This window comes from Bacillus methanolicus, from assembly GCF_028888695.1.
Classification (GTDB): Bacteria; Bacillota; Bacilli; order Bacillales; family Cytobacillaceae; genus Bacillus_Z; species Bacillus_Z methanolicus_B.
The window spans coordinates 993,304-1,018,396 of record NZ_PNFF01000002.1; the positions used below are offsets into that span (position 1 = coordinate 993,304).

Annotated in this window: 25 protein-coding genes; 20 read left to right on the forward strand and 5 right to left on the reverse strand. The window is 37.9% G+C overall.

Features of this window, described 5'->3' with window-relative positions; all coding sequences use genetic code 11:
- The first annotated feature begins 203 nt into the window (after positions 1-203).
- From C0966_RS16575 to C0966_RS16590, 4 genes are all read left to right on the forward strand, one after another.
- Positions 204-1,322 (forward strand): NAD(P)/FAD-dependent oxidoreductase, encoded by a 1,119-nt coding sequence (locus tag C0966_RS16575; RefSeq protein WP_274856756.1) that lies wholly within the window; start codon positions 204-206, stop codon positions 1,320-1,322.
- A 400-nt stretch (positions 1,323-1,722) separates the two neighbouring features.
- Positions 1,723-3,261, forward strand: coding sequence for an MFS transporter (locus C0966_RS16580; RefSeq protein WP_274856757.1), 1,539 nt, complete (start codon positions 1,723-1,725; stop codon positions 3,259-3,261).
- A 448-nt stretch (positions 3,262-3,709) separates the two neighbouring features.
- On the forward strand, positions 3,710-4,702 hold the full coding sequence (locus tag C0966_RS16585) for a VanW family protein (protein WP_274856758.1): 993 nt from the start codon (positions 3,710-3,712) through the stop codon (positions 4,700-4,702).
- Positions 4,703-4,847: 145 nt separating this feature from the next.
- A complete protein-coding gene (locus tag C0966_RS16590; RefSeq protein WP_274856759.1) occupies positions 4,848-5,141 on the forward strand; it encodes a DUF5316 domain-containing protein in 294 nt (97 codons plus the stop codon).
- Positions 5,142-5,206: 65 nt separating this feature from the next.
- Here the strand turns inward: C0966_RS16590 and C0966_RS16595 are convergent, their stop codons facing one another.
- A complete protein-coding gene (locus tag C0966_RS16595) occupies positions 5,207-6,664 on the reverse strand; it encodes a PLP-dependent aminotransferase family protein (protein WP_274856760.1) in 1,458 nt (485 codons plus the stop codon).
- Between the two features lie 144 nt (positions 6,665-6,808).
- Here C0966_RS16595 and C0966_RS16600 point away from each other — a divergent pair, with 144 nt between their 5' ends.
- From C0966_RS16600 to C0966_RS16620, 5 genes are all read left to right on the forward strand, one after another.
- Positions 6,809-7,420: a LysE/ArgO family amino acid transporter gene (locus C0966_RS16600; RefSeq protein ID WP_274856761.1), complete on the forward strand. Its 612-nt coding sequence runs from the start codon at positions 6,809-6,811 to the stop codon at positions 7,418-7,420.
- Positions 7,421-7,660: 240 nt separating this feature from the next.
- Positions 7,661-8,416: a YbaK/EbsC family protein gene (locus C0966_RS16605; protein ID WP_274856762.1), complete on the forward strand. Its 756-nt coding sequence runs from the start codon at positions 7,661-7,663 to the stop codon at positions 8,414-8,416.
- A 465-nt stretch (positions 8,417-8,881) separates the two neighbouring features.
- Entirely contained in the window at positions 8,882-9,538 is a 657-nt protein-coding gene (locus C0966_RS16610; protein ID WP_274856763.1) for a 5-bromo-4-chloroindolyl phosphate hydrolysis family protein, read from the forward strand.
- Positions 9,535-10,710, forward strand: a complete 1,176-nt coding sequence (locus C0966_RS16615) for a toxic anion resistance protein (RefSeq protein ID WP_274856764.1) — start codon at positions 9,535-9,537, stop codon at positions 10,708-10,710. Before C0966_RS16610 ends, C0966_RS16615 begins: the two co-directional genes overlap by 4 nt.
- 81 nt (positions 10,711-10,791) lie before the next feature.
- Positions 10,792-10,977 carry a DUF4083 family protein gene (locus C0966_RS16620; protein ID WP_274856765.1) on the forward strand — a complete coding sequence of 62 codons (186 nt, stop codon included), beginning with the start codon at positions 10,792-10,794 and terminating at the stop codon, positions 10,975-10,977.
- Positions 10,978-11,100: 123 nt separating this feature from the next.
- Here the strand turns inward: C0966_RS16620 and C0966_RS16625 are convergent, their stop codons facing one another.
- Positions 11,101-11,763: a YcnI family protein gene (locus tag C0966_RS16625; RefSeq protein ID WP_274856766.1), complete on the reverse strand. Its 663-nt coding sequence runs from the start codon at positions 11,761-11,763 to the stop codon at positions 11,101-11,103.
- Between the two features lie 301 nt (positions 11,764-12,064).
- Between C0966_RS16625 and C0966_RS16630 the strand changes: the two genes are divergently transcribed.
- The 3 genes from C0966_RS16630 to C0966_RS16640 are packed head-to-tail and all read left to right on the forward strand — an operon-like array spanning position 12,065 to position 13,856.
- Positions 12,065-12,625, forward strand: a complete 561-nt coding sequence (locus tag C0966_RS16630; RefSeq protein WP_274856767.1) for an IMEF encapsulin system ferritin-like cargo protein — start codon at positions 12,065-12,067, stop codon at positions 12,623-12,625.
- Positions 12,626-12,649: 24 nt separating this feature from the next.
- On the forward strand, positions 12,650-13,498 hold the full coding sequence (locus C0966_RS16635; RefSeq protein ID WP_274856768.1) for a family 1 encapsulin nanocompartment shell protein: 849 nt from the start codon (positions 12,650-12,652) through the stop codon (positions 13,496-13,498).
- A 13-nt stretch (positions 13,499-13,511) separates the two neighbouring features.
- Positions 13,512-13,856 carry a 2Fe-2S iron-sulfur cluster-binding protein gene (locus tag C0966_RS16640; RefSeq protein ID WP_274856770.1) on the forward strand — a complete coding sequence of 115 codons (345 nt, stop codon included), beginning with the start codon at positions 13,512-13,514 and terminating at the stop codon, positions 13,854-13,856.
- A gap of 35 nt (positions 13,857-13,891) precedes the next feature.
- On the opposite strand, the gene C0966_RS16645 is transcribed toward C0966_RS16640, so the two are convergent.
- Together C0966_RS16645 and C0966_RS16650 are read right to left on the reverse strand one after the other, a co-directional pair.
- The gene (locus C0966_RS16645) at positions 13,892-14,371 is read right to left on the reverse strand and encodes a hypothetical protein (RefSeq protein WP_274856771.1); all 480 of its coding nucleotides are present in this window, start codon (positions 14,369-14,371) and stop codon (positions 13,892-13,894) included.
- A gap of 363 nt (positions 14,372-14,734) precedes the next feature.
- Positions 14,735-15,031, reverse strand: a complete 297-nt coding sequence (locus tag C0966_RS16650) for a hypothetical protein (RefSeq protein WP_274856772.1) — start codon at positions 15,029-15,031, stop codon at positions 14,735-14,737.
- A gap of 487 nt (positions 15,032-15,518) precedes the next feature.
- Here C0966_RS16650 and C0966_RS16655 point away from each other — a divergent pair, with 487 nt between their 5' ends.
- From C0966_RS16655 to C0966_RS16685, 7 genes are all read left to right on the forward strand, one after another.
- Positions 15,519-17,318: a PAS domain S-box protein gene (locus C0966_RS16655; protein ID WP_274856773.1), complete on the forward strand. Its 1,800-nt coding sequence runs from the start codon at positions 15,519-15,521 to the stop codon at positions 17,316-17,318.
- A 358-nt stretch (positions 17,319-17,676) separates the two neighbouring features.
- Entirely contained in the window at positions 17,677-18,855 is a 1,179-nt protein-coding gene (gene tnpB / locus C0966_RS16660; RefSeq protein ID WP_274856774.1) for an IS200/IS605 family element RNA-guided endonuclease TnpB, read from the forward strand.
- A gap of 81 nt (positions 18,856-18,936) precedes the next feature.
- Positions 18,937-19,779 (forward strand): arginase family protein, encoded by an 843-nt coding sequence (locus C0966_RS16665; RefSeq protein ID WP_274856775.1) that lies wholly within the window; start codon positions 18,937-18,939, stop codon positions 19,777-19,779.
- Between the two features lie 167 nt (positions 19,780-19,946).
- Positions 19,947-21,179: an MFS transporter gene (locus C0966_RS16670; protein WP_274856776.1), complete on the forward strand. Its 1,233-nt coding sequence runs from the start codon at positions 19,947-19,949 to the stop codon at positions 21,177-21,179.
- A 219-nt stretch (positions 21,180-21,398) separates the two neighbouring features.
- Positions 21,399-21,599 (forward strand): hypothetical protein, encoded by a 201-nt coding sequence (locus C0966_RS16675; RefSeq protein ID WP_274856777.1) that lies wholly within the window; start codon positions 21,399-21,401, stop codon positions 21,597-21,599.
- Positions 21,600-21,971: 372 nt separating this feature from the next.
- The gene (locus C0966_RS16680) at positions 21,972-22,409 is read left to right on the forward strand and encodes a hypothetical protein (protein WP_274856778.1); all 438 of its coding nucleotides are present in this window, start codon (positions 21,972-21,974) and stop codon (positions 22,407-22,409) included.
- Positions 22,397-22,690, forward strand: coding sequence for a YxcD family protein (locus C0966_RS16685; RefSeq protein WP_274856779.1), 294 nt, complete (start codon positions 22,397-22,399; stop codon positions 22,688-22,690). The genes C0966_RS16680 and C0966_RS16685 overlap by 13 nt, the downstream gene beginning before the upstream one ends.
- 127 nt (positions 22,691-22,817) lie before the next feature.
- Here the strand turns inward: C0966_RS16685 and C0966_RS16690 are convergent, their stop codons facing one another.
- Entirely contained in the window at positions 22,818-23,390 is a 573-nt protein-coding gene (locus C0966_RS16690) for a permease (RefSeq protein ID WP_274856780.1), read from the reverse strand.
- 633 nt (positions 23,391-24,023) lie between these two features.
- Between C0966_RS16690 and C0966_RS16695 the strand changes: the two genes are divergently transcribed.
- Positions 24,024-24,923: an aldo/keto reductase gene (locus C0966_RS16695; RefSeq protein ID WP_274856781.1), complete on the forward strand. Its 900-nt coding sequence runs from the start codon at positions 24,024-24,026 to the stop codon at positions 24,921-24,923.
- The last annotated feature ends 170 nt before the right edge of the window (positions 24,924-25,093 follow it).

Below are 25,093 nucleotides of genomic sequence, written 5' to 3' on the forward strand. Positions count from 1 at the left end.
AAAATAATTCTAATAGTGTTTATGCTATTATAAGTTAATCCATCACTTTCTTTACTTTTATATATTCCTGCTCGTACTTTAAGCAGTAACATCCAGTCGAAATGCAGTAACTTGTTAACAACTTGCATACCGGATAAAAATAATAGCAGTTAAGAATAATTAGCAAATAAGAAATTGAGTCATTTCAGAAAAGGTGATTATTAATGAAAAAAATGATTGTGGTTGGAGCTGGAATTCTTGGTGCGTCTACCGCTTATCACCTGGCAAGATCCGGAGCTGATATTACGTTGGTTGATCGTATTGACCGAGGACAGGCGACGGATGCCGCAGCGGGTATTATTTGTCCTTGGCTTTCGCAGCGGCGCAACAAAGCGTGGTATCAGCTAGTGAGAGGCGGGGCGCGATACTATCCTGCTTTGATTGACCATTTGGAAGCAGATGGTGAAACAGATACTGGCTATAGCCAAGTAGGGGCAATCAGTCTTCATACAGACGCGGATAAACTGGAAAAGATGGCGGAAAGGGCGCGCAAACGACGTGAGGACGCACCCGAAATCGGAGAGATTTCAATTTTATCCCCAACTGAATCAAAGAAGCTGTTTCCGCCATTATCTGAAGAATATGGTTCTGTTTATGTCAGCGGAGGAGCTCGTGTAAATGGAAGAGCTTTACGGAACTCTTTAGTCAATGCTGCCATTAAGAATGGGGGAACTTTCCTTCAAGGGGATGCCACCCTAGTTTTTAAAGACAACGAGGTCACTGGAATCAAGCTAAATGAAAATATATTGGAGGCTGATCAGGTGATTGTCACAGGAGGTGCATGGTCAAAAGAACTATTACAGCCGCTGGGCATCAATTTTTTAGTAAAACCCCAGAAGGCGCAAATTATACACCTTAAAATTCAAGACATAGATACGAGCCAGTGGCCGGTTGTCATGCCTCCTAATGATCAGTATATTCTCACATTCGAAGACGGTCGAGTTGTCGTAGGGGCAACACATGAAGATGAGGCAGGATTCGACTGCCGAGTGACAGCAGGGGGAGTACATGAAATTTTGGGAAAGGCCTTGGCAGTAGCGCCTGGTTTAGCGAACAGCACCATGATTGAAACAAGGGTAGGCTTTCGGCCGTTCACACCCGGTTTTCTTCCTGTCATCGGATCATTGCCCAACTATAAAGGATTATTTATTGCAAATGGGTTAGGAGCTTCAGGCTTAACAAGTGGCCCTTATCTCGGCTCTGAACTTGCGAAACTTGCACTCGGCAAACAAACAGAAATTGATCTTAGTCTATATGATCCAGCTGGAGCACTTGATGTTTAGTTCCGAGTCGCCTTTACGTTGCAGTATTATGTAAAGAAGATACATTACTGCTTCAGATACTTGCCTTAAAGTTAATCACGTATTGAACGGGAGGAAAGAGGATCCGAACGGGAGTAATCATGTATTGAACGGGGGTAAAGAGGTTCTGAACGGGAGTATACGTGTATTGAACGAGAATAAAGAGGTTCCGACCGGCAAAATCCAAAAAGATATTGAGTTGTTCTGACTGATTTTGTTCATTCACATTTGAAAGAAAGTCTGGATCTGGACATCATTTCAATAGAATCCGAATCTTTTTGATTGTCGAAAAAATGTTTCCTTTTTTTGTTGTTTTTTACATATAAAGTGTTATTCTATTTTCAGGGGAAATAGATGATTACAAGGGGGAGAAGGAGAAGTAATGGAACAAAAAAAAGGGATGTCATTTGTTATTTTAGCCATGGCACTGGGACTTTTTATGGCATCGCTTGATAACACAATAGTTTCTGCCAGCATTAATCAAGTTATCAAGGATATTGGCGGATTCGATAAAATGAGCTGGATTTTTACTGCTTATATGCTGGCCGCAACAAGTACCATGCTCGTTTTCGGAAAAATGAGCGATTTATTTGGACGAAAATTGTTTTATTTAATCGGAATCAGTTTGTTCCTGATTGGATCTGCTTTAAGCGGAACTGCTCAAACAATCGATCAGCTGATTGTCTATCGTGTTATTCAAGGGATTGGTTCAGGAGCCATTTTTCCGATTTCGTTCACGATTATTTATTCGATTTCAACAGATCCTAAGCAAGCTGCCAAAATGTCTGGCGTTTTTGCGGGGATATTCGGCATTTCGTCTGTTTTTGGCCCGCAAATTGGTACTTGGATTTCCGAGACGTCTTGGCTGGGCTGGAGATGGTGTTTTTATGTGAACGTGCCTTTCGGTATTGTTTCTATCATCACATTGTTGTTAGCTTTAAAGGAATCTAAGTCAGATCAAAAACCAAAAGTTGACTATCTTGGGACAGTGCTGTTGATTTCTTCAACCGTTCTGCTGCTTCTCGGTTTAGAATGGGGCGGGAAAGATTATGCATGGAACTCGGTTCAAATAATTGGGATGTTTATTGGAGCGGCTTTATTGATTGTGTTGTTTTTACTAGTGGAAAGTAAGGCTAAGGAACCGATTTTGCCTCTTGCCATTTTCAAAAATAAAATGGTGCTGGGCACAAGCATTGTCGTGTTTTGCCAAGGAGCCATCATGTTCTCTGCGATTACTTATCTCCCTATTCTTTCAGTGGCTGTTATCGGGAACGAAAACTCGAACAGTGTATTAACGCCAATGATGCTTCCGATAATGATCGGTGCAATTGCAGGCGGTTTCCTTTGTACGAAAATTCCTTTCCGTACCATAATGGCTTTTTCCATGGCGGCCGGCATACTCGTGGCTTATCTGCTGGGATCCATTACGCATGATACGGCGAAGTGGATGGTAACACTTATCATGATCACGTTGGGGCTGATTGTTCTTGGTCCGCTTATGAGTGTTTCGCAAAACGCTGTAGCTCAATCCGTTGATAAAAAATATATCGGAATCGCTTCTTCGATTGTAGGATTTTGGCGCAATATTGGCGGTGTGATGGGGGCTGCGATAACAGCGACGATTGTGAACAATGATTTGAAAGAGAAGATGACTGAATTTGCGTCAGCCTCCAAAATGCCTGCTGATAAGGTACAAGAGATAGCAAAACCAGAAATATTAATGCAAGAAAATGCACAGATTCCCGCCCAGGTTGTTGATTTTATGAGAGGCGCAGTTGAAACGGCTTTGCACCACGGTTTTATATTAGCACTAATTGCCGGTATTATCGGATTTCTAGTTTCATTATTTGTAGGTGGCGACCGTTATACGTTTGGTAGAGGTGTAAAAGAGGCAGGCAAAGAACAATTACCTGCAAGCTAATGGCCGTTTATCCGTCTGTTTTTTAATTAAAAAAAGCTCATCCTTTGACGTATTCCATAGGATGGGCTTTGCTATATTCAAGGGCGAATATCTCTCACTAACATCAGTATTAATGACAAAATACAGCAAAAAGCACAGGAGTTTCCGGATATTTGAAAGGGGCTGACTCATAAACAAAGGGTCAGACCCCTCCAATACAACATATAGACAAACTCTGAGAAAATAATTCTATATATTATCATTGCTGGAGGGAGCCAGACACTTTTAAGTCAGCCCCCTTCGCAACTGACCTTCCCTCATCCCGTTCTTAAGGGATGGGCTTTCCCCCTTAGAAATCTGTAATATCGAAAAGGGGAAAAGAATAGAATTAGAGTATGAGAAACTCCTTTGATGTATTTTTCAGGACGGCATCAGGTTTTAGAATTTATAAAGAAAAGTTGGGAGAAAAATGAGAAAGCTTGTATGGACAGTTTTCATAATTTTGGCAGCTAGTTTAATAGGATTGATTGGATGTTCAGAAAAAACAGCAAAAGAAGAAGAGTTAGAGAAAAAAGTAGTTGATTTAAAACAGCAAGTTGATCAGTATAAGAAAGAAAAAAAGAAAAAAGAAGAAGAAAAGCCGATAGTAGTCAATGTGGTCGATCCAAATACGAAGAAGGTGATAAAAACGCTTTATCCGAAGGATATGGGATTTAAAACTAATTTCGAAAAGTATAAAGCGGAAATTGAAAACTGGGCAAAGACTTTGGCAAGGGGAACGGAAACAACGGCTGGATATGACCAGAGAATGATTCCTGATAGGATAGGAGAAAATGGTCAGATCATTAAGGGAAGACCGAGAGTGATACTAGAAGAATCAGAGTTAACGGAAAAAGTGATTAAGGCTTCGGAAAAGGGCGGGACTGTAGAGTTGCCTCTATATGTTTTCAAAAGCGAATATAAGCCTGAAGAAGTTCCACATTTGGGAGAAGTGGTGGTTGCTTCGTATACAACCTATTTCAATAGCAATGTTGCGGGAAGAACGAGAAATATCGAGCTATCTGCACAGGCCATCAATAATGTTATTATCGGGGTTAAAGATATATTCTCTTTTAATACGACTGTCGGACCGAGTGACGCAGCACATGGATATCAAAAAGCAGAGGAAGCTGTCAATGGAAAATTAGTCATGGGAATTGGAGGAGGCATTTGCCAAACGTCATCTACTTTGTATAATGCGGTAGATAAACTGGGGGTTGCCTATATAGAGAAGCATCATCATTCGGTGAATGTCGGGTATGTGCCAAAAGGAAGAGATGCAACAGTATCATATGGAGGATTGGATTTTAGATTTCAGAATACGACAGGTGTACCATTGCTGTTGAAAGCATATGTAAAGAAAGGGTCTCTAACCGTAGAGGTGAGAACGTCGAAAGCGAATCAAGCCCTTTTAAAAAAATGATTAAATGATAGACAGAAATTAACGGTTGGATTTATTCTTTAATGAAATTATAAGTTCCCTCGAAGAATCCTTCATTAAATAACAAGAGAACCGTAGGGTAAAATTATGGTACTTTTAGAAATTTAGAGTGGGAGGGAGCGGGAAAATGAAAAAGTCGTTTTTGGCTGGGATTGTTTTTTTAATGTTGGTTTCTGTTGTTTCGATCGTTCTTGATGATTGGAATCTTATCATAAAAATTTCCGGCGGTATTGGATTATTAGCAATTTTAGCCTCTGGTCTTTTCGTTGGTGCGTTTGTAAGCGGTGATAGAATGAGGGCAAATTTTTCCTCTGAAACAAAGGAAGACCGTTCAGAACGGTTGCGAACCGTAAATATTCTCCTATTGTTTGGTTTGCCTAATCTTGCAGCTGCCGTTGTTTGCTATATGGTGACAACTTAGATAAATAAGTAGATACAATGTAAAAATAAACAAAGGGTCTGACTCCTCCAATAGGAGTCAGACCCTTAAGAATCAGTTCCCAAACTTCGAATGATTTGACTAAGTTGATAGATTCCTTGCTTAAGTTCCGGCAATGAAGCATAAGCGTAAGATAACCGCAAGTATTGGTTTGGTTCTTGGGAATAAATATTTCCCGTATTAAGGAGTATTCCCTTAGATAATGCTATTTCATAAAGATTCCTCATTGATAATTTTGGTTTTATTTTTAACCAAATGAAAAAGCCGCCCTTTGGAAAATTCCATGTGGCAATGTCGCTCAGATGAGTCTCCAAAGCCTCCATTGCTGCTGCCCTTCGAATTTTTAGCTGCTCCCTGACAAATTCAAGATGCTTCTGATATAAATCACTTGCTAACCATTCAGCAGCAGCTTTTTGCGATAACGAACTAGAGCCATAGTCGGTTTGCATCTTAATATCTGCCAATCGTTCAATGACCGGTTCCGGACCGACAATCCAGCCAATCCTCAAACCCGGGCTTAACGTTTTGGACAAACTGCCCAGATACAATACGTGTCCATGTTTATCTTTTGCCTTTAAAGGGGAAGGAGGAGGCTCGTCTATCCATAATTCCCCATAAACATCATCTTCGATTAAGGGCAAGCTTAATTGTTCACATATTTTCATGATATGTTTTCTTCTTTCTTCCGTCATGAGTGTGCCTGTTGGATTATGAAATGATGGTATCAAATACAGCAACGATCCATTGTATTGTTTTTTATATCTTTCAATTAATGAAGTTCGGATACCATGTTCATCCATAGGAACGCCAACCAACTTCATGCCGGCAGATTGAAAAACATTAACAGAATACAGATAAGATGGTTTTTCGAGTAAAACCGTTGAACCTCTTTTCAAAAGGCCGATTGAAATCAATTGCAAGGCTTGAAGAGCCCCGGAAACAATCAAAATTGATGATGGAGAAGTATTAATTCCCAACCTTTTTAAATGGTTTGTTAATTGGCTGCGAAGAAAAAAATCTCCTTTTGATTCCTCATATCCTAAAGACATTTTCCGATCGAAAATCCGCGGAAATATTCTTTGCATTTGTTCGTATGGAAGGAGCTCAGGTGAAAGTTCTCCTGTTCCTAAGCGAATGATGTCTGGGTAGAACTCGGCTTTGTTTATCTCTTGAATGGTTGGCAAATTGGGTTCATGAATCCCTGCTTTTACATAAGCGTTCCAATCGGGGGGTGTCGTGGATGTCAGAAGACTCCAAGTATTATTAACAACCCTTGTTCCCCCTCCGCTTTTTCCTTCAAGTAAACCTTGGGCCGTCAATTCATTTAATGCCGTAACAATAGTGCTTCGGTTTACCTCAAATGCTTTAGCCAATGCTCGTTGGGATGGGATTTTCGTTCCAACGGTCCATTCTCCATTGAGGATTTTTTCTTTTAAATATTCTTCAATCTGTTTATGTAAAGGAATTGTTGATAGGCGATTTGGTTTCCACCCCAAGTTTTCCATTGCAAACCCTCCAAGCCAGTTTCCTATCTCCATTATATAAAATTTGGTTGGTTTCATATCCATCCAAATGGATGATGACAAAGGGTATGTTCCCTTCTAAAATACAGTCATAATCAATAGTCATAAACAATGGAGGGAAAAAGAATGAATGAAGCAATCATCCACGGGGTTATTCTTGCTTTCGGATTAATTTTGCCTTTAGGTGTTCAAAATGTATTTGTTTTTAATCAAGGAGCCATTCAACCTGCATTTCTGCGTGTTCTCCCGGTCATTATTACAGCATCTCTCTGTGACACAATGTTGATTCTCCTTGCCGTGCTTGGTGTTTCCGTTATCGTGTTAACATTCACATGGCTGAAGATCATCATTTTAGGGATTGGCATTGTGTTTCTTATATACATGGGCTGGGATATTTGGCACAGTGAACCGAAAGTCAATCACACGAACGAGGAACGTTTTTCAGCTCGGAAACAAATTGTATTTGCTGCTTCCGTTTCCTTGTTAAATCCGCATGCAATCTTGGATACAATTGGTGTCATCGGGACAAACTCGCTTCGCTATACGGCTGATGAAAAATGGGCGTTCACTTTCGCAACCATTTTTGTTTCTTGGCTCTGGTTTTTCGGGTTGGCAATCATAGGGAGAATGGTAGGCAGACTAGACCAAACAGGAAATATCGTAAAAAGAGTCAATAAAATTTCTGCCATCATTATTTGGAGTGTTGCCTTGTATATGGGCTGGCAATTATTATCTTAGGCCTCTGCTATCATACTTTTACTTCAAAGATAGAGTTCAATCGAGAACATTTTAACAAATTTATATAGGGTTATTCAAAAGCCATAGGAGAACAAGATTTTTTCTATCATCTGGGATGTTCCATTCTTATAATGAGTAGTATTAATTATTTGACTTTTTCGAAAGGTGTTAAGTAATATATACAGAATACTAGTCAGATAAGAAAGGAGGAAATATCCAGCATCATACAACCTTTTACTTGTGAATGCTTTTGCAACAGAACCATTTAGAGGCAATCCAGCAGTTGTTTGTATATTAGATAAAACTCCAAGTGATCAATTCATGGAACGGCTTGCCCATGAAATGAATCAACCTGAAACAGTTTTTGCTTGTCGTAAAGCGGATAATGAATATGATTTACATTGGTTTACTCCAAAAGCAGAAATTAAATTCTGCGGCCATGGTACATTAGCGTCGGGAAAGGGAAGGATGAACAAGATGTCGCTTGAAAGTGTAAAAGTCCATTTTAAACAGTGGAATCGTGAAGATGATGTAATGGAATTTGAAACATTGACTGCTACGGTTGAGGAAGCCGCTGACACAATTGGCGTCATCCCCGCTCGAATTGCGAAGACGCTATCCTTCAGGGGAGAAGGGGACAAAGGCATCTTAATCGTAGCTGCTGGTGATGCCAAAATCGATAACAAGAAATTTCGCCGCACATTTGGCTTTAAGGCCCGTATGCTCACGCCTGACGAAGTGCTGGAGCAAACCGGGCATGTTATAGGCGGAGTTTGCCCGTTCGGGTTGAAAAATGAGATGGACGTCTATCTGGATATCTCAATGAAACGCTTCGAAACCCTTTTCCCCGCCTGTGGAAGCACAAACTCTGCCATCGAATTGACATGTGATGAATTATTTCAATATTCATTTGCTAAAGGATGGGTAGATGTTTGTAAAGGATGGGAAGAAGTCGAGTCTAGAGAGACGGTAGCCGTAAACAATGATGAACTTTGAAATGAACTATACAAAAGTATTCGATCAAACAACCGGTTGTGTTAGTAAACGACTGGTTGTTTTTTATACTTTTTAGGGGATATCTTCGCAGCTGCTGAAAAAAATGGAGAAATACACCGAAGGGTTATCTTATGTTGAGAAACTGTTAAATGAAATTAATTCAATAACTAAGGGAGTCTTGCTGTCAGCAAGGCTTTTTTGTTAATAAAAGCAATTATGACGAATTATGACAAAAAAAGAAGTGGCCAAAAATAAAAAAGGTAGTAATCGTATTAGAAAAGAAATTATATTATTTTTAAAAAATACGCCCCAGGTCTTAGATACTTTACATTTATGGTCCTTAGAAGGAATAATTATTTTCGAGTATGGTTAAGTTTGAGGTAGTCATTTTCTTCAAGAAACGAAACTCTTATTCTTTTTATCCGTATAATTAGAAAAAGAGTATATGACAGGGGTCGATATACGATGAATCGGTTTTTAGCATTTCTTGTCCGAATGTTGATTGCAATCCCGACAGCTGCCACTGTTTGGCTGGTGAGTTTTATTTCTTTCGATCAAACGTTTATGTTTTCGACAGCATTTTCCTTGGCCGGAGCGATTCTCACATATTGGATGATTTCAGTCTATTTGAAGTATCGATTCTTAAGAAAACATCGTCTAACTAGAAAAGAATATCGATATATTAAGAAAAATTTGGATGAAGCTAAACCAAAAATTTCTCGTTTGCATAAAGCGCTTATTTCCATACGGCATATTCCATCTTTGAAACAAAGAATGGAATTTATTCGAATCACGAGAAAAATATACATTTTGACAAAAAAAGAGCCGAAACGTTTTTACAAGGCGGAACGATTTTATTTTTCCCATTTGGATTCGGCCGTTGAGCTGGCAGAGAAATATGTTTTCTTATCTTCGCAGCCAAAAAAGGACCGGGAGCTGGAAAAATCCCTTGTTGAAACGCGCCGAACGTTAGAGGAGCTCAAAACTTCGATTGAAAATGATTTATATCAAGTCCTTTCTGATGACATAGATCAGCTGCATTTTGAATTGGATGTGGCCAAGCATTCGATAAGAAAAATCAAGGAATCACAATTACATGAAGAAGGCAGGAGATTAAAATGAACGAAAACAATTCATCACTGTTAAAAAAAACAAGCAATGAGGATTTAATGGATGACTTGCTTTCTAACCCGTTTGGAGAGAATGAAAAAATACCAATTCTCGAAAAGCATGAAGAAAAGCAAGTTAGACTTATTGACGTGATCCCGGAAGAACATAAGGCAAAGGCCTATCAGCTTGCGGAACAGATTGACCCGAAAAATCATGAAGCGATTATCTCATATGGAACGCCGGCCCAATCCAAGCTTTTGTCATTTTCGGAAACTATGCTTGAGCATGTCCAACAAAAGGATGTAGGCGAGATAGGAAGTATCATAAACGACTTAATGAGGAAGCTGAATGAGGTGAACCCTGATGAGCTGAAACCGGGTCGGCCGTCCTTATTCGCGCGCATGTTCGGAAAGCTATCAGCATCCATACAGGAGGTACTTTCCAAATATCAAAAAACAAGTGCACAGATCGATCGGATTAGTATGAAGTTAGAAAGAAGCAAAAATATCCTTTTATCAGATATCGCCATGCTTGAAAAGCTCTATGAAAAAAATAAGGAGTATTTTCAAGCCTTAAATGTGTACATTGCAGCAGGTGAATTAAAGCTTGAAGAATTGTATAAAAAGACGATTCCGGAGCTTAAGAAAGCAGCTGAAGAGACAAACGATCAAATGAAGTTTCAAGAAGTAAACGATATGATCCAATTTGCCGACCGTCTGGAGAAACGTTTGCATGATTTGAAATTAAGCCGGGAAATTACAATCCAAAGTGCTCCTCAAATCCGCCTAATTCAAAATACAAACCAGACGCTTGTCGAGAAAATCCAATCTTCCATAATGACGGCGATTCCACTTTGGAAGAATCAGGTTGCGATCGCTCTCACATTGATCAGGCAGCGCCATGCCGTCGAAGCACAAAAACAAGTATCAAAGACAACAAATGAGCTTTTGCTAAGAAATGCAGAAATGTTAAAAACGAATACGATTGAAGCGGCAAGAGAAAACGAGCGCGGCCTCGTCGATATCGAGACATTAAAGAAAACCCAGGAAAATTTAATCGCAACACTCGAAGAGACCTTGCGGATCCAGGAAGAAGGGCGAAACAAACGCCGCCAAGCCGAAATTGAGCTGGCTTCTATGGAAGACGAGCTAAGGAAGAAGTTGTTAGAAATAAAAGGGGAGTAATCCCCTTTTAGTTTATTTTCGTAAAAAGTTTCTTCTATTGGCTGCTTAATATTTTTGTAGAAAAGGATGATTGCTTTGAATATGGCAGATTTAGTATTTCAAATTTTTTCAATGTCTCTAGTTATTTTGTTTTTTGTATCAATTGGTCTGTTAATTAATTCATTGGTAAAAAATCAAAAATATAAGAACCATTCCAATACAGCAATTGAGCAAAAGTTGGATAAAATTATCGAACTTCTGGAAAAAAACAATAATGATAAAAATTGAAGGTGATTTAGTGGGAGTTATGAAAAAACTCATATGGTATTTTACTAAATAAACATTATTAAGAAGGGATAGAAAAATATAGAACAAGCAGAAAATAACTGCATGTTCTATCCATAGTTGATCTTATTTGCGGCGGAATCCCATTATCAATGCCCCAATTGAAAGTAATAGAGCAATAATCGATAGAGCCATTGTTGTTGTTTGTGTGCCGTCATTCTCTGATTTCGCTGTTGCAGCTGTATCTTTTACAGAATCATTATTACCGGCCTGATGGCCATCATGGTGACCGGTATTTTGTTTCTCTGATGCAGGTGCTGCAGTAATCTTCGTGAGCGAATGGGGTGTATCGGAGCCTTCAACTCCTGTCCATTCTACGATACTGTTGTCTTTATAGTATTGGAAAGCATCCCAAGCAGCGTCTTGTTCTTTGTCTGGATTTTTTGCCACAAATGCAAAACGTTGGAATTGTCCAGGTAAAATTCCCTCGCCTTTTGCTGTCCATGTAATCGATGTTACTTTGCCAGATTCGTCTTTTTCAGTGGTTGTTGCCCATCCTGGCACCGGCTCATATGACTTATATTCTAATCCATCAGGAATTTTCAATGTTACTTTTGTCGTCGCAACCTCTTTTTCAACAGGTACTTTTACCGTATAAGTTTCCCATGCTCCGGGAGCTGAAGTACTCGGATTTACAGTGACATGTGCACTGGCTGTACCTGCAAAAAGAGCCATTGCTGTCATGGTTGAAATAAGAACTGCGGATGATTTTTTAAAGATATTTTTCATTTTATTAAATCTCCTTTCGTTTGTGCTCGCCCCTTCTTATCCTTTAACTCGACCTTAAATACGTTTACTCCTTCTACATTGTTATTACATATGCCCATGCTTATCAAAAAATCAATTGCTCATTGTATAGCAGCCCATGAAAGTCTTTACATTTCAACTATAGGATAAACTTGTGATGAAATTGTGATAAAACCAGGGGGGATATTCTATTTTTTATGATTTTCTAAAGGTAAAAAGATGTAATAAATATGAAGTTAAATGGCAATAATGGCAATTATCATAAAATCAAGAGGTGTAGTGAGTGAAAGACGAATTAAACATTTTTTATCGAATTTTTACAACTACCAAGGATGCAATCGAAAAATTTATGAGTATGCTGGACCCTGTCATTCAAAATGCCAAGGATGATCATGAACGTCTATATTATCACCACATTTATGAAGAGGAAGAACAAAGGCTATCACGTTTAGTGGAACTTATTCCGCTTATTAGTAAATTTGAAAAAGAAAAAGATGAGAAAATCTTTTCACCGGCCAACAATGAGTTTAATCGCCTTTTACAAGAATTAAATCTTGAAAAATTCGGATTGCATAATTTTGTAGAGCACTTGGATTTAGCTCTTTTTCAATTTACAGATGAGGAACGAAGTTCACTGTTAAAGCAAATGAGGGATGTTTCCTACCAAGATTATCAACAAGTTAAAGAAATGTTAAATAAGATAAATGAACGATTTGACCATGACTATGTCGATCCGCACGCACATCATGATGAACACCACGACCACTTAGCTCCACCTGGTTCTTCACCAATTATAAAACAACTAAAGAATAAAAAAGGGTTTACTGTAGGCAGTTTATTATAGCGAAAGATGTAGGAGGAGAAAAGAATGGGCAAGACTCAACTATTTCCGGATTCACCATTAACAGATCAAGATTTCTTACAATTAGATCAAACCGTCATTGACACTGCACGAAGACAATTGATTGGACGCCGATTTATCGAATTGTACGGCCCGCTTGGAAGAGGAGTACAAAGTATTTTTAATGACATATTTATTGAAAACCACGAAGCAAAAATGGATTTTCAAGGATCATTTGATACAGAAATCCAGTCCAGTAAGCGGGTAAATTACACAATCCCGTTACTTTACAAAGATTTCGTTCTATATTGGCGTGATTTAGAACAGGCAAAAGTTTTAGACATCCCTATTGATTTTTCCGCAGCTGCAAATGCTGCCCGGGATGTGGCGATATTAGAGGATCAGATGATTTTTCACGGATCAAAGGAATTTGATATCCCTGGGTTGATGAATGTAAAAGGTCGGTCCACACACTTAATTGGAAATTGGTACGAATCAGGAAACGCCTTTCAAGATGTAGTGGAAGCAAGAAACAAATTACTTGAGATGAAGCATAATGGACCGTTTGCTCTTGTTTTATCACCGGAGTTATATTCATTGTTGCACCGCGTACATAAAGATACAAACGTTTTAGAAATTGAACATGTTCGTGAACTTGTTACAGATGGGGTATTCCAATCCCCGGTTTTAAAAGGAAAAACGGGAGTCCTCGTCAATACAGGGCGAAATAATCTTGATCTTGCTGTTTCAGAGGACTTTGATACAGCATACTTGGGAGAAGAAGGAATGAACCATCCTTTCCGTGTGTATGAAACGGTTGTTTTGCGGATCAAACGACCATCTGCCATATGTACACTAGAAGACGGCGGAGAGTAATGGATGAGTGCCAATGAATAAAAGAGCATTCACTGTTGGCTCCCTTATTCCCAGAAATATGATGATTCATAAAGTTTCAAGATCTAAACCAGAACGTCAGCACCTTAATGAAATTATTTTGCTTCAAAACCAAATGAGATTTAAGATCGAACCTACTAAAGGAAATTTATTAGATGTTGCTTTAGATCAAGGGCAAGCCTTGCAATATAAATGCCGAAAGGGAACTTGCGGAGTGTGTACAGTAAAAGTGATAGAAGGATTATCTAGCTTATCCCTTCCAAACGAAAAAGAACAAAAAAAGCTAAAGAAAGCCTTAAACGATCATTATCGACTAGCTTGTCAAGCAGAAATTCGTTAAATGAAAAACGAGGTCCCCTCTGGAACCTCATTTTTTTATGCTAAAACGCGTTCATTTAAATGAATAAGCTTTTCTTCAATTGGGAATGGAAGTGAAATATTGTGCTTCTTAAGTTCTTTTACACTTATATCTCGAACAAGTTTTAACGCTTCTTTCTTAAAAGAATGTGTGACAAATCCATCATTTACTTCACATAACTTTTGTAAGTATTGTAAAGTACCTTGTAACAATAATTGTTTCGCATGTGTATTATTAAGCTGGCAAATCAACTTATGCTGCAATCCTTTAATCACAGCAATTTGATCAACGTGCGCCATAATATTTGTTCCATTCTCATCTATAAAACATAGGGAAACATATTGACCTTTTGATAAGTCAATATTCGTAAATACCGGGTTATGGTATATTTCACCAGATGACAAACGAATCAAGTCTGCTTCTGCAGCTCCGCCTATTTTACGGTGATTTGAAATAACAGTATGAATATCCTTCAACCCATGTAACATGTTAAACATATGGTTTCCCCCTGACCGATATCTTAACGCTTCTGAAATTATTGTAGGGAAAATGAGAATCATTGTCAATTGGTAGTGCTTTCCTACTTTGAGAATATGTAATGCATCTACCATTAATGATTCAAAAAATGCTAATACCGCTTATTTAATATTAAACCGAGAGTTATTTCCGGTTCCGGTGCAGAAACAATTTAGGATTGAATAGCTAAGAGTGCAGCCGGGGATATCACGAGTTTTTGTTTTATAAAAACAGTAAGCGACCTTGTTCAACTTGATAAGATGATAAGGTCGCTTTAACTTTAATGATGTATATGAAACAATTAATTAATTAATTAACTGAGTGACTATGAAGGCAGCTCAACATCATTTGCTAGTTGATTCTTCAGGAGATGTTTCTTCATTTGCGGGTTCCTCTGTACTCGTATCACCGTTAGCGGGATCTTCCGGATTCGCTTCCCCGCTTGTAGGTTCTTCAGTACTATTCTCACCGCCTGTCGTAGGTTCTTCAGTATTCATATCACTATTTGCAGGTTTTTCTGTATTTATCTCTCCGTTAGTTGGCTCTTCTTGAGGATTCATGTCTTGATCAGTGTTGCAGGCCGTAACAACCATTAAAGCAAATACAGGAATCGAAAGTTTCCAAAGTTTTTTAAATACCATTACTATTCCTCCTCATTATTTTTTAAAGACGTTTCCTTCTATGGATTTTTATTGCATGGGATTTTCAACTCCCTTCCTTCAAACGTAAAGCCATTATAAACAAGCAATTCTGAAAAATTTGTCGATTAATTCAATATTTACCTATCTTTAAATGAACTGTTAACTTACATTAATAAAAGAAAAGAGACTTTATTATTTGCAGTGTTTTTTTTTGTTAAAGAAATATCTTGAACAAGGATTTGTTGGATGGAGGAAATTTTGATGGCAATGACACAAACAGTATTAATACGTGGTCTTTTATTGTGAATCTTTTCATGATTCCCAATATATAGTATGAATAAAAATTTTTATGGTATAAGGTAATGGATTTTTTCAGAATATTATTGAATTAACTGACGTCATTTCTTTAAAATTGTAAAAAAGGAATTATTAGAAAATTGGATAATTTAACTTTTTTTTAAGAAAATATTTCATAGGGGGAAATGGTATGCAACTTATATCAAATCATTTAGAGCCTAAATTACTGCAATCTTACCAATTATTTTATGAAGATAGTCCAACCCCTTTTTTAATAAGAGAAAATAACACATGGTTGTATGCAAATGCTGCAGCTCTGAACCTTTTAGGAATTAAGCAAATGTCGGATTTTATTGGTACGGAAGTAAGTGATTGGATTGTACAAGAGAAAACGGTTATGGAAAAGTGGATTTACCTACAGAAAATAGTAACGATTGATCTATTTTGGAAAACAACACATGGTAAAGAGATCTACTTAGAAACCCATAACATACCAATTGTAGAGTCTCCAAACATGTTTCAAGTATTTATCCGTAAAAATCTTACGACGAATCATAATCAGAGATTAAATGATATTAAACTAAAACTTATTGCTGATTACACAACTGAAATGGTTGGAGAATTAGATTTAACTGGTAAATTCATATATATTTCGCCATCTTATCAAGAAATTACAGGTTATATACCTGAACTCGCTATAGGTGAGAACCCCTTTGATTTGATTCATCCTAGTGAAAGGGAGTCGGTTTTTGAACGTTTTTTACAGATTATTCATAATAGTGAAATCCTGACAGTAGAGTGTAAGTTTTTACATGCAAGAAATGATTACATTTGGTTAGAAACACATTTTATTCCCGTTGTGGAAGATGAGAAGGTAAAACATGTGACTGTGGTTTCTAGAGATATTACGAAAAGAAAAGAAGCAGAAGAGAAATTACGCAAAAGTGAAGCCCAACACCGAATTATTTTAGAGCATTCCAATGACCTAATTTGTGTTGTCACCACAGAAGGTATATATGAATATGCTTCCCCTTCTTATAAATTCATTTTAGGTTATGAACCAAAAGATATTGTGGGTAAAAATGTTTTTTCCTTTATGCATGATGAAGACATTCCTAAATTTAAAGAGTATTTATCACTTCTTGAAAAAAAGAAAAATAATTATTTCACTCTCACTTTTAGAAAAATAAATATAAATGGACAAGAAGTATTTTTTGAAGGCAAAGGAATGTCAGTTGAAGCACCAAATGGGGAAATTGAAAAATATGTATTCATATCAAGGGATATAAGTGAAAAACTAAAAACGGAAGAATATGTGAGAAATAACGAAAAGTTAGCAGTTTTAGGACAATTGGCGGCAGGTATCGCGCATGAAATAAGAAATCCACTGACGTCCATAAAGGGATTTGTCGAGCTGATTGAAGAGAACAATACCTTACCTGCAATTCAATCCTACTGTCGAATAATAAACGATGAATTAAATCGACTAGAACAAATTGTTAGTGAGTTTATGATTTTAGGTAAGCCTCAAATTCTTAAAATGGAAAAAAATATTAATCTACATCAATTATTAAAGGAAACGATTTTTATTCTGACTCCTCAAGCAACTCTATATAATGTTGAATTAATACATAATACATCATCTGAAGAAATATATATGAATGGTGAACCAAACCTCTTAAAGCAAGCCTTTATGAACATTATCAAAAATGCAATTGAAGCCTTGCCGAAAGGTGGAAAAGTGGTAATATCGGCAGAAATACAAGACGAAAGCTGTATCATTTATTTTGAAGATAATGGAATAGGGATTGAAGAGGATAGATTACAAAACATTGGAGTTCCTTTTTATTCGAATAAGGAGAAAGGAATGGGACTGGGTTTAACGATTACAAATCGTATTATTACACAACACAAAGGGAAAATGATATTTAACAGCAAACTTAATGAAGGGACACTCGTAAAAATTATATTACCTCTGACTAATGAGTAAATTCATTCAGCATTCTCTGTATTCAGTACAGTATTGACCTTTTTTGACCAAATTGGTATAATAAAAAAAGTATATTAATTAGGAAAGAATACTAAAGTAAACAACAAAGAAGATGAACACTACATTTTGTAGAAATTCATCTTCTTTTTATTGTTTAAAAACATACATCTTGAATAAACCAAAGGAGATGCAAGAGAAATGGGATTATCGTTTCCCGAAAGAAGACTCCCACTTCAAGGAATGGGAAGGGCGAAGCCCAATGAGTAAGTGGAGATGAATGTCGGTTAGCGATAGCCAAAACCTTCCTCACTATGCTATAATAAGAACAAACGTTCCATATGGAAGTGAGGTGAACGACATGATCGTCCACAAAGCCTATAAATTTCGCATCTATCCAAACAAGAAACAAATGGAACTCATTAACAAAACGATTGGCTGTTCAAGGTTCGTTTTTAACTTTTTTCTTGCTAAGCACAAAGCAAAGGACGCTTACTGGCATATTTGCGCAGAAATGGTTCAAAACGGTCAGCTACCAAAGAATAATTGGAAGGGTGAGTACTTCAACAAGGAAGAAACCATAAAATCACTTCCTGAATTAAAAAAACAGTATGAATTTTTAAAGGAAGTGGATAGTATTGCGTTGCAAAAATCAGTTGAAAATCTTGCCGACTCTTATGTTCGATACTACAAAAAACAAAACAAACAGCCTCGATTTAAGTCTAAAAAGAATCAGGTTCAATCTTACACAACGAAACATGTAAATGGAAATATAGCTGTTGAAGGCAACTATATTAAACTTCCTAAACTTGGACTTGTTCGTTTTGCCAAAAGCCGCGAAGTAGAAGGACATATCCTAAATGCAACAATACGGTGTAATCCTTCGGGTAAATACTTTGTTTCTCTGGGAACGGAGACAGAAGTATTTGAATGGCCAAAAACCCGTTCATCTATTGGGGTTGACGTAGGAATTAAAGATTTTGCTATTCTTTCCGATGGAACAACCTACTCCAATCCAAAATTTTTCCGCTCCTTAGAGGAAAAATTAGCGAAAGCACAACGGATTATGAGTAGACGAACCGTTGGCGGTGCAAATTGGTATAAAGCTAAAAAGAAAGTCGCCCGTATACACGAAAAAATAGCTAATGCAAGAAAGGATTTTTTAGACAAGGTTTCAACCGATATTGTCAAGAACCACGACATTATCGGCATGGAAGACTTGTCTATATCTAATATGTTAAAGAATCATCATCTTGCAAAAGCCATTAACGAAGTATCATGGTCACAATTCAAAAGCATGATTGAATATAAAGCAAAATGGTATGGAAAACAAGTAGTAACTGTTTCGAAAAACTTTCCTTCCAGTCAGCTTTGTTCAAATTGTGGCTATCAAAACAAAGACGTTAAAAATCTGAGATTGCGTGAATGGGACTGTCCTTCTTGTGAAACCCATCATGATCGAGATATTAACGCAAGCTTAAATCTTATAAATGAAGCTATAAGGCTTCTAACCGTCGGTGCAACGGGGCTAGCCTACTAAGATAACTGAAGATTACTTCGGTGTTCGTAGGAATCTCCCTCTTCAAACAACTTTTAAGGTCGTTAAGTGGTGAGTAGTTCAATGAACAAAGGTGTGACGTTTTTGAACTTCGATGAAACTTATTTTTCGCAGAAAAAACTTCAATCCTATACGCATGAGAGCATTGATTTTCTCAATCTTCTGCATGTAAACTTATATTGTGAAAAAGATTCGCTGGAGGAAATTGAAAGACGTCTTTCAGAAAGAAAACAGAAAGGTATTACGTTTATCGGCAGCGGAAACTATCACTATGTTACTTATTTATTGTTAAAAGAAATAGATAAACCGTTTACATTAGTTTTATTTGACAATCATTCTGACATGGATACGTCAGAGGATACAACTGAAGAGATCATATCTTGCGGTTCATGGGTTTCTTTTGCACTTAAACATATTCCGATGATGAAACAGATTATTATGATCGGACCTTCTTCAGCAAAGATTGCTTCTTCTGATTTTTCAAAAGTGAAAATTTTTCCTTTTGAGCGCCAACAAAACTATTCTTCCAAACGCATACTTTCTACCATTCAAACGGATACGGTTTATATTAGCATCGATAAAGATGTATTAAGTAAAACAGATGCTGTGACAAACTGGGATCAAGGAAACATGAGCATTCTCACTCTGATCCAATATCTGCAAGATATTCTTGAACACAAAGACGTTTGCGGTGTGGACATTTGCGGCGAAATGCCTTCATCGCCAATCAATTTGTTTATGCAAACCTATAAAGATTCTATTCAGAAAAATGAAATTGCTAATTTAAAAATTTTACAAACATGTTTAGGTACTTCACGCCAAAAATCATCAGAACAAAGGATTCGCACGTTCCACCTTACCAAATATACTAAAGCATATAAGGGGGGCGTTCAGATGCCTTCCTAACACCTTTTCACGTGCCTTCTAGTTAACAATTGTTCAGGAATAATTATCAATTCGATGTGTAGATTTTGTACATATATGTAGGAGTTGAAGCCGGTTATTGCATTAACGAACTATTTAGTTTAAAAATAAATAGAGGTAAAAAATTTAAGATTAGAGAGGAAATTCCCATGTCATCAACAAATTCAAATCCATCTATGGCTTCACTTTTACGAAATCGTTTCATCCTAACGATTATGACGGCCGGCTTGTTTATTCAGATTGGCATTTGGGTACGCAACTTTGCAATTTTATTGTTTGTCACGGAGAAGACGAATGGGGATGCGCTTGCCGTTTCACTCATATCCGTGGCTGAATTTGCACCGATTTTTATTTTCTCCTTTATTGGCGGTACATTCGCAGACCGTTGGCGGCCGAAACGAACGATGATCTGGTGCGACCTTTTAAGCGCTGTATCGATATTTGTCATCTTAATGGCTCTCCTGTTCAGCACATGGAAGGTTGTTTTCCTCGCAACATTCGTTTCCGCGATACTATCCCAATTCTCTCAGCCTTCAGGGATGAAGCTGTTTAAAGTACACGTTTCGGGAGAACAAATGCAGGCGGGTATGTCATTATTCCAGACGATGATGGCTACATTCATGATTATAGGTCCGGTAGTAGGCACTTTCTTCTTTCAACAATTTGGTATACACATCTCTATGGCGGTAGTAGGTATAGCTTTTCTATTATCTGCTCTCGTCCTGACCTTATTGCCTCCCGACCGAATTGAGAAGAAGGACGAAAGTGAGACGTCGCTCTGGCATGAAATGAAGCTCGGCTTTCAATATGTTTGGTCGCGCAAGATTCTTGTGACTTTGGGAGGCGGCTTCATGGCTGCTGGATTAGGGATTGGATTAATCCACCCGTTGGCCATCTTTCTGGTAACAGAGCGCCTTGGTCTGGAAAAGGAATACCTGCAATGGCTGTTCGCAGCCAATGGAGCTGCTATGATCATCGGTGGCGCGGTGGCGATGGTATTCTCCAATCGGATTGCGCCTCACATCCTGCTGATGCTGGGTATGGGAAGCATGGCTGCAGGAATTTTTATAATGGGTTGGTCCACTATGTTCTGGCTTACTTTAGTGGCTGAATTTATCATCGGTCTATTCATGCCTGCTCTCCAGATTGGCATTAATACGATTATACTGAACAATACCGACGAAGCTTTTGTAGGACGTGTAAATGGAATATTGACCCCTTTGTTTATGGGTGCGATGGTCATCACGATGAGCTTGGCCGGTATGTTGAAGGAACAATTCTCCCTAGTCGCGATCTACGAGGCCTCTGCAGCTCTCTTCCTTATTGGCATTCTGGTCACGCTCCCGATGTTCCGAATGCTTTCAACGGCTGAAGCCAAGTAAACAAAACACAATAAAGCATCAAGTGTTTTGTAGATCTTACCATTTGCTCTAGAATTGAATGAATGAACGATACTGAAAAAAATCAGTATCGTTTTTTTATATCTAAATTTAGATTACTGGAAAGCATGCGGAGTAACACGAATAAATAATGTACTGCCCATACACATTAATCCTTATTGAATACAATATAGCGATATTAGGGAGTAAAGGGGTGTTTAAATGTCTAAGGGCAAAAAAGAAAAAGTGATTCATGTTGATAAGTTAATCATTCATGCCAAGGAAGTTGATATTATTCATAAACGAAAAGAAGATGACAGAAAAGATGATTTTCAAAGGATTGATCCTTGGGGGTTTCTTTGGGGCAGGCCTCGAAGAATTCAAGAAAATAAGCAAGAGCCTGCTTCAGAAGAAAAACAATAAGATTTGATAGATAGATATAGAATTTCAAACACATTTAGCATCTAAAATTTTTCATTTGGAGATTATATCATAGGCTGACTCTAAAGTCGTTGAATAGCGACTTTTTCAAGTCAGCTTTATTTTGTGCCATTTTTTAAAAAAGAGAGCATTTGAGTGGAAGGCGCTCTAAAAAGGTGAACAAAGGCTTCCCATCTTCTCTCTTGAAAATTTGTCATATGAATGATTACCCCACACAAAAATGCAAATAGCCAAAAACGAAACCATTTCATACATATTCCGTATATAATGATGAAGATGGCAGTCCAGGCTTCTCGATAAAAACAAACGCACCTTACATCTGGAAAATTCAGTAAAATGGAGGGATTATATATTATGATGAAGAAATTATTAGCAGCCGTTCTCTCAATATCAATTGCTTTTACCCCGGTAGGAAGCTTTGTGTTTGACGGACATGACAATGTCGTAAGCGCAAAATCCTATAAATCCGGGAAGAGAAGCTTTAATCCGAGCCCATCAAGCCCATCACAGTACAAAAAAACGGAAACCAATTCATTTACGAAGAAATCAACAAATTCCAAGAGTTTTAGCGATTCCTATAAGAAAGGCGGCTTCATGCGCGGCCTTTTATATGGGGGGATTGCCGGTATGCTGTTGGGCGGGTTGTTAGGTAATTTAGGTGCTTTTGGTGCTGTTATCGGTTTTCTGATCAATTTCCTTGCGATCGTTGTACTTATTTCACTTCTTCGCGGCATTTTCAAAATGCTGAACAATAAGCGCAGAGAACAGGAAGAATATCCATGGAGACGTTAATCATCTCGGAACAGGATATCATCAATGCGGTCTGTATATACATCGCCGAAAAAAAGCAAATCAAGCCCGAAGAAGTTGAAGTGGAATTGATGTATGACGATGATTACGGCTTTTCAGCAGAGGTGTATGTTGCCGGCAGAAAACAAGTTCTTATCATGCAGAATTTAATAGAAGCCCTTCGCGGCTGGCTCGACCAAGTGCTGCACATGAATCCTTACTCCGGAATTGAGCTGGTGCTTGACGATGAGGAAGGGATTATTGCCCGCATCAAGGGTAATTAAAGTGAAAAGGTAAATTTCCTATTCAGTTAAGGAGATTTACCTTTTTCCGATTCCTCGGCAATTTTCGTTCCAAGAAGAAGTTCATTACTTAATATTTTTGTCGCAGTTTATTTAGTCGTAAAATTCATTATGCGGCACCAAGCACATCCGTGATCAGAGAAAGTACTAGTAAAATCCCCAAAATGATACTAGCTGTTATTGCCAATATTTTATTTTTGAGTTCCTTTCCCGGCACAATGGAACGAAAATACAAAATAAATCCAATTGCAATCAGAATAGATTCCAACAAGATACTAACTGCCGGGAATCTCCACAAACCAAAACCGAGCAATGGAAGATCCCAGAAATTACCCGGTAATATTGGCAAGTCTGCACGATGCACCAATAGATCAAGGAGCCAATGACTAAAGACCACCAATGAAATTACGAAACCGCCGCGCTTTCCCCAAAAGCGCCCTGCCAAAAGTCCGACGAAAAGCGCAATTAACAATGCCCCCAGAAGGGAATGAGAGTAGTCAGCGTGTATTAAAATTTCACCGTACCCATTTTCGGCTACAGGCACAATAGTTTCCACTCCGGACAAATAAAAAGGCACAAAAACCACATCAAGCATTTGTGTACTCAGCATGAGTGCCCAAAGCGGCACCTCCGGCGACTTGGCTTTGACTGCTGCTGCCAGTCCAAAATGTCCTGCGAACATTTACTACACCTCATTTCGCTTGGAGGAACGAATTCTTGCGTCTAACCAACCGCATCCTACTGTAAAAAGAAACAAAACAATAAAAAATTCATGCTTTCTTCCTCTCCTTCTTTCAATTAATGTAAAACTAATAATATTAGTTTAATAAATAACTAATATTATTAGTTTTTGCAAATATAATTTTCCAATTAAGGCGTCAGGCACCCATTAAAACCAAATGTAGATCAGAAGCTGCTTGTCGTATTAAACTTAAACGCTGATTTGCCGGTTTTTGGATCAGAGTTCATAAGCAAAGGCTATCAGCTATTAATCAGCAATTATAAAGTGGACGAAAGCGAGCGGATTGATCGCATTGTTTTACGTCCGTATGAGGCGAGGGTGTATTTGTTAGAGGATGATAAAAAATAAACGACAATTCGGCCATAGCCTTTGTTTGGAAAAGGTTATGGTTTTTTTTTTTGATCCGTGAAATTTTATCACAGAATAAATTTTAGTTTTGTGGAAATTTTAAATTGTCCGTTCCTGCTTCTAAAGCAGGGAAAATTAACTTATTTATGGAAAATATATAATAGAGTAAACTATTACGAAAATGTCTACGGTACTTCAATATACAAAAGAAAGGGCGGATCGTTTTTGAGTATATTGGATAAAAAGAAAATAATGGAAATTAGAGATCGTCTTCAAAAACGCGTCGTGAAACTGCCGGATGGCACTTCAGTTCCATGTTTAGGACAAGGAACATGGAAAATGGGAGAAAATCCACAGGTGAAAGAGCAGGAAATCAAAGCAATACAACTCGGCATAGAGTTGGGCATGAAGCTAATTGATACAGCTGAAATGTATGGAGATGGCGGTGCTGAACGTATAGTAGGCGAAGCGATCAAAGGACGCAGGGATGAAGTTTTTTTAGTATCGAAAGTGTATCCGCATAATGAAGGATTAAACATGATTTCAAAAGCATGCGAAAACAGCTTAAAACGGATTGGGACGGACTATTTGGACTTATATCTTTTACACTGGAGAGGCCGGATTCCTTTAGAAGAAACGATTGAAGGCATGGAAAAGCTTCGGAAAGAAGGGAAAATTCTAAGATGGGGAGTCTCCAATTTTGATACGGATGATATGGAAGAGTTATGGAACGCTGATAGAGGACAAAATTGTGCGACAAACCAAGTGTTATACCATCTAGGTTCCAGAGGAATTGATTTTGATCTACTCCCTTGGCAGCGAGAACATAACATGCCGATCATGGCCTATAGTCCAATTGCTCAAGGAGGCTCCTTAAGGAAACAATTATTAACGGATCCAATCGTCAATGAAATTGCAGAAAAATACAATGTAAAACCGTTGCAAATCGCGCTTGCTTGGACGATACGAACAAATGATGTCATTTCCATTCCAAAAGCTGTGCAGGAACAACATGTGATCGAAAACGCTGAAGCTGCTTCGATTGAATTGACCGAAGAAGATCTGAACAGACTTGATGAGGTGTTTCCGAAACCTACTAAAAAAATGCCGTTGGATATTATTTAAAAGAACTCCGTCTCGAATTCTTTTTTTACATGGGGTTTATTTTGTAAAGAATTGTTCAATTTGTTAATCCCGCGAAAATTTGAATGAATTCCGCGGAAATCTCTCATAATTCCGTCAAAAATCGAATGAATTCCGCGGAAATCTCTCATAATTCCGTCAAAAATCGAATG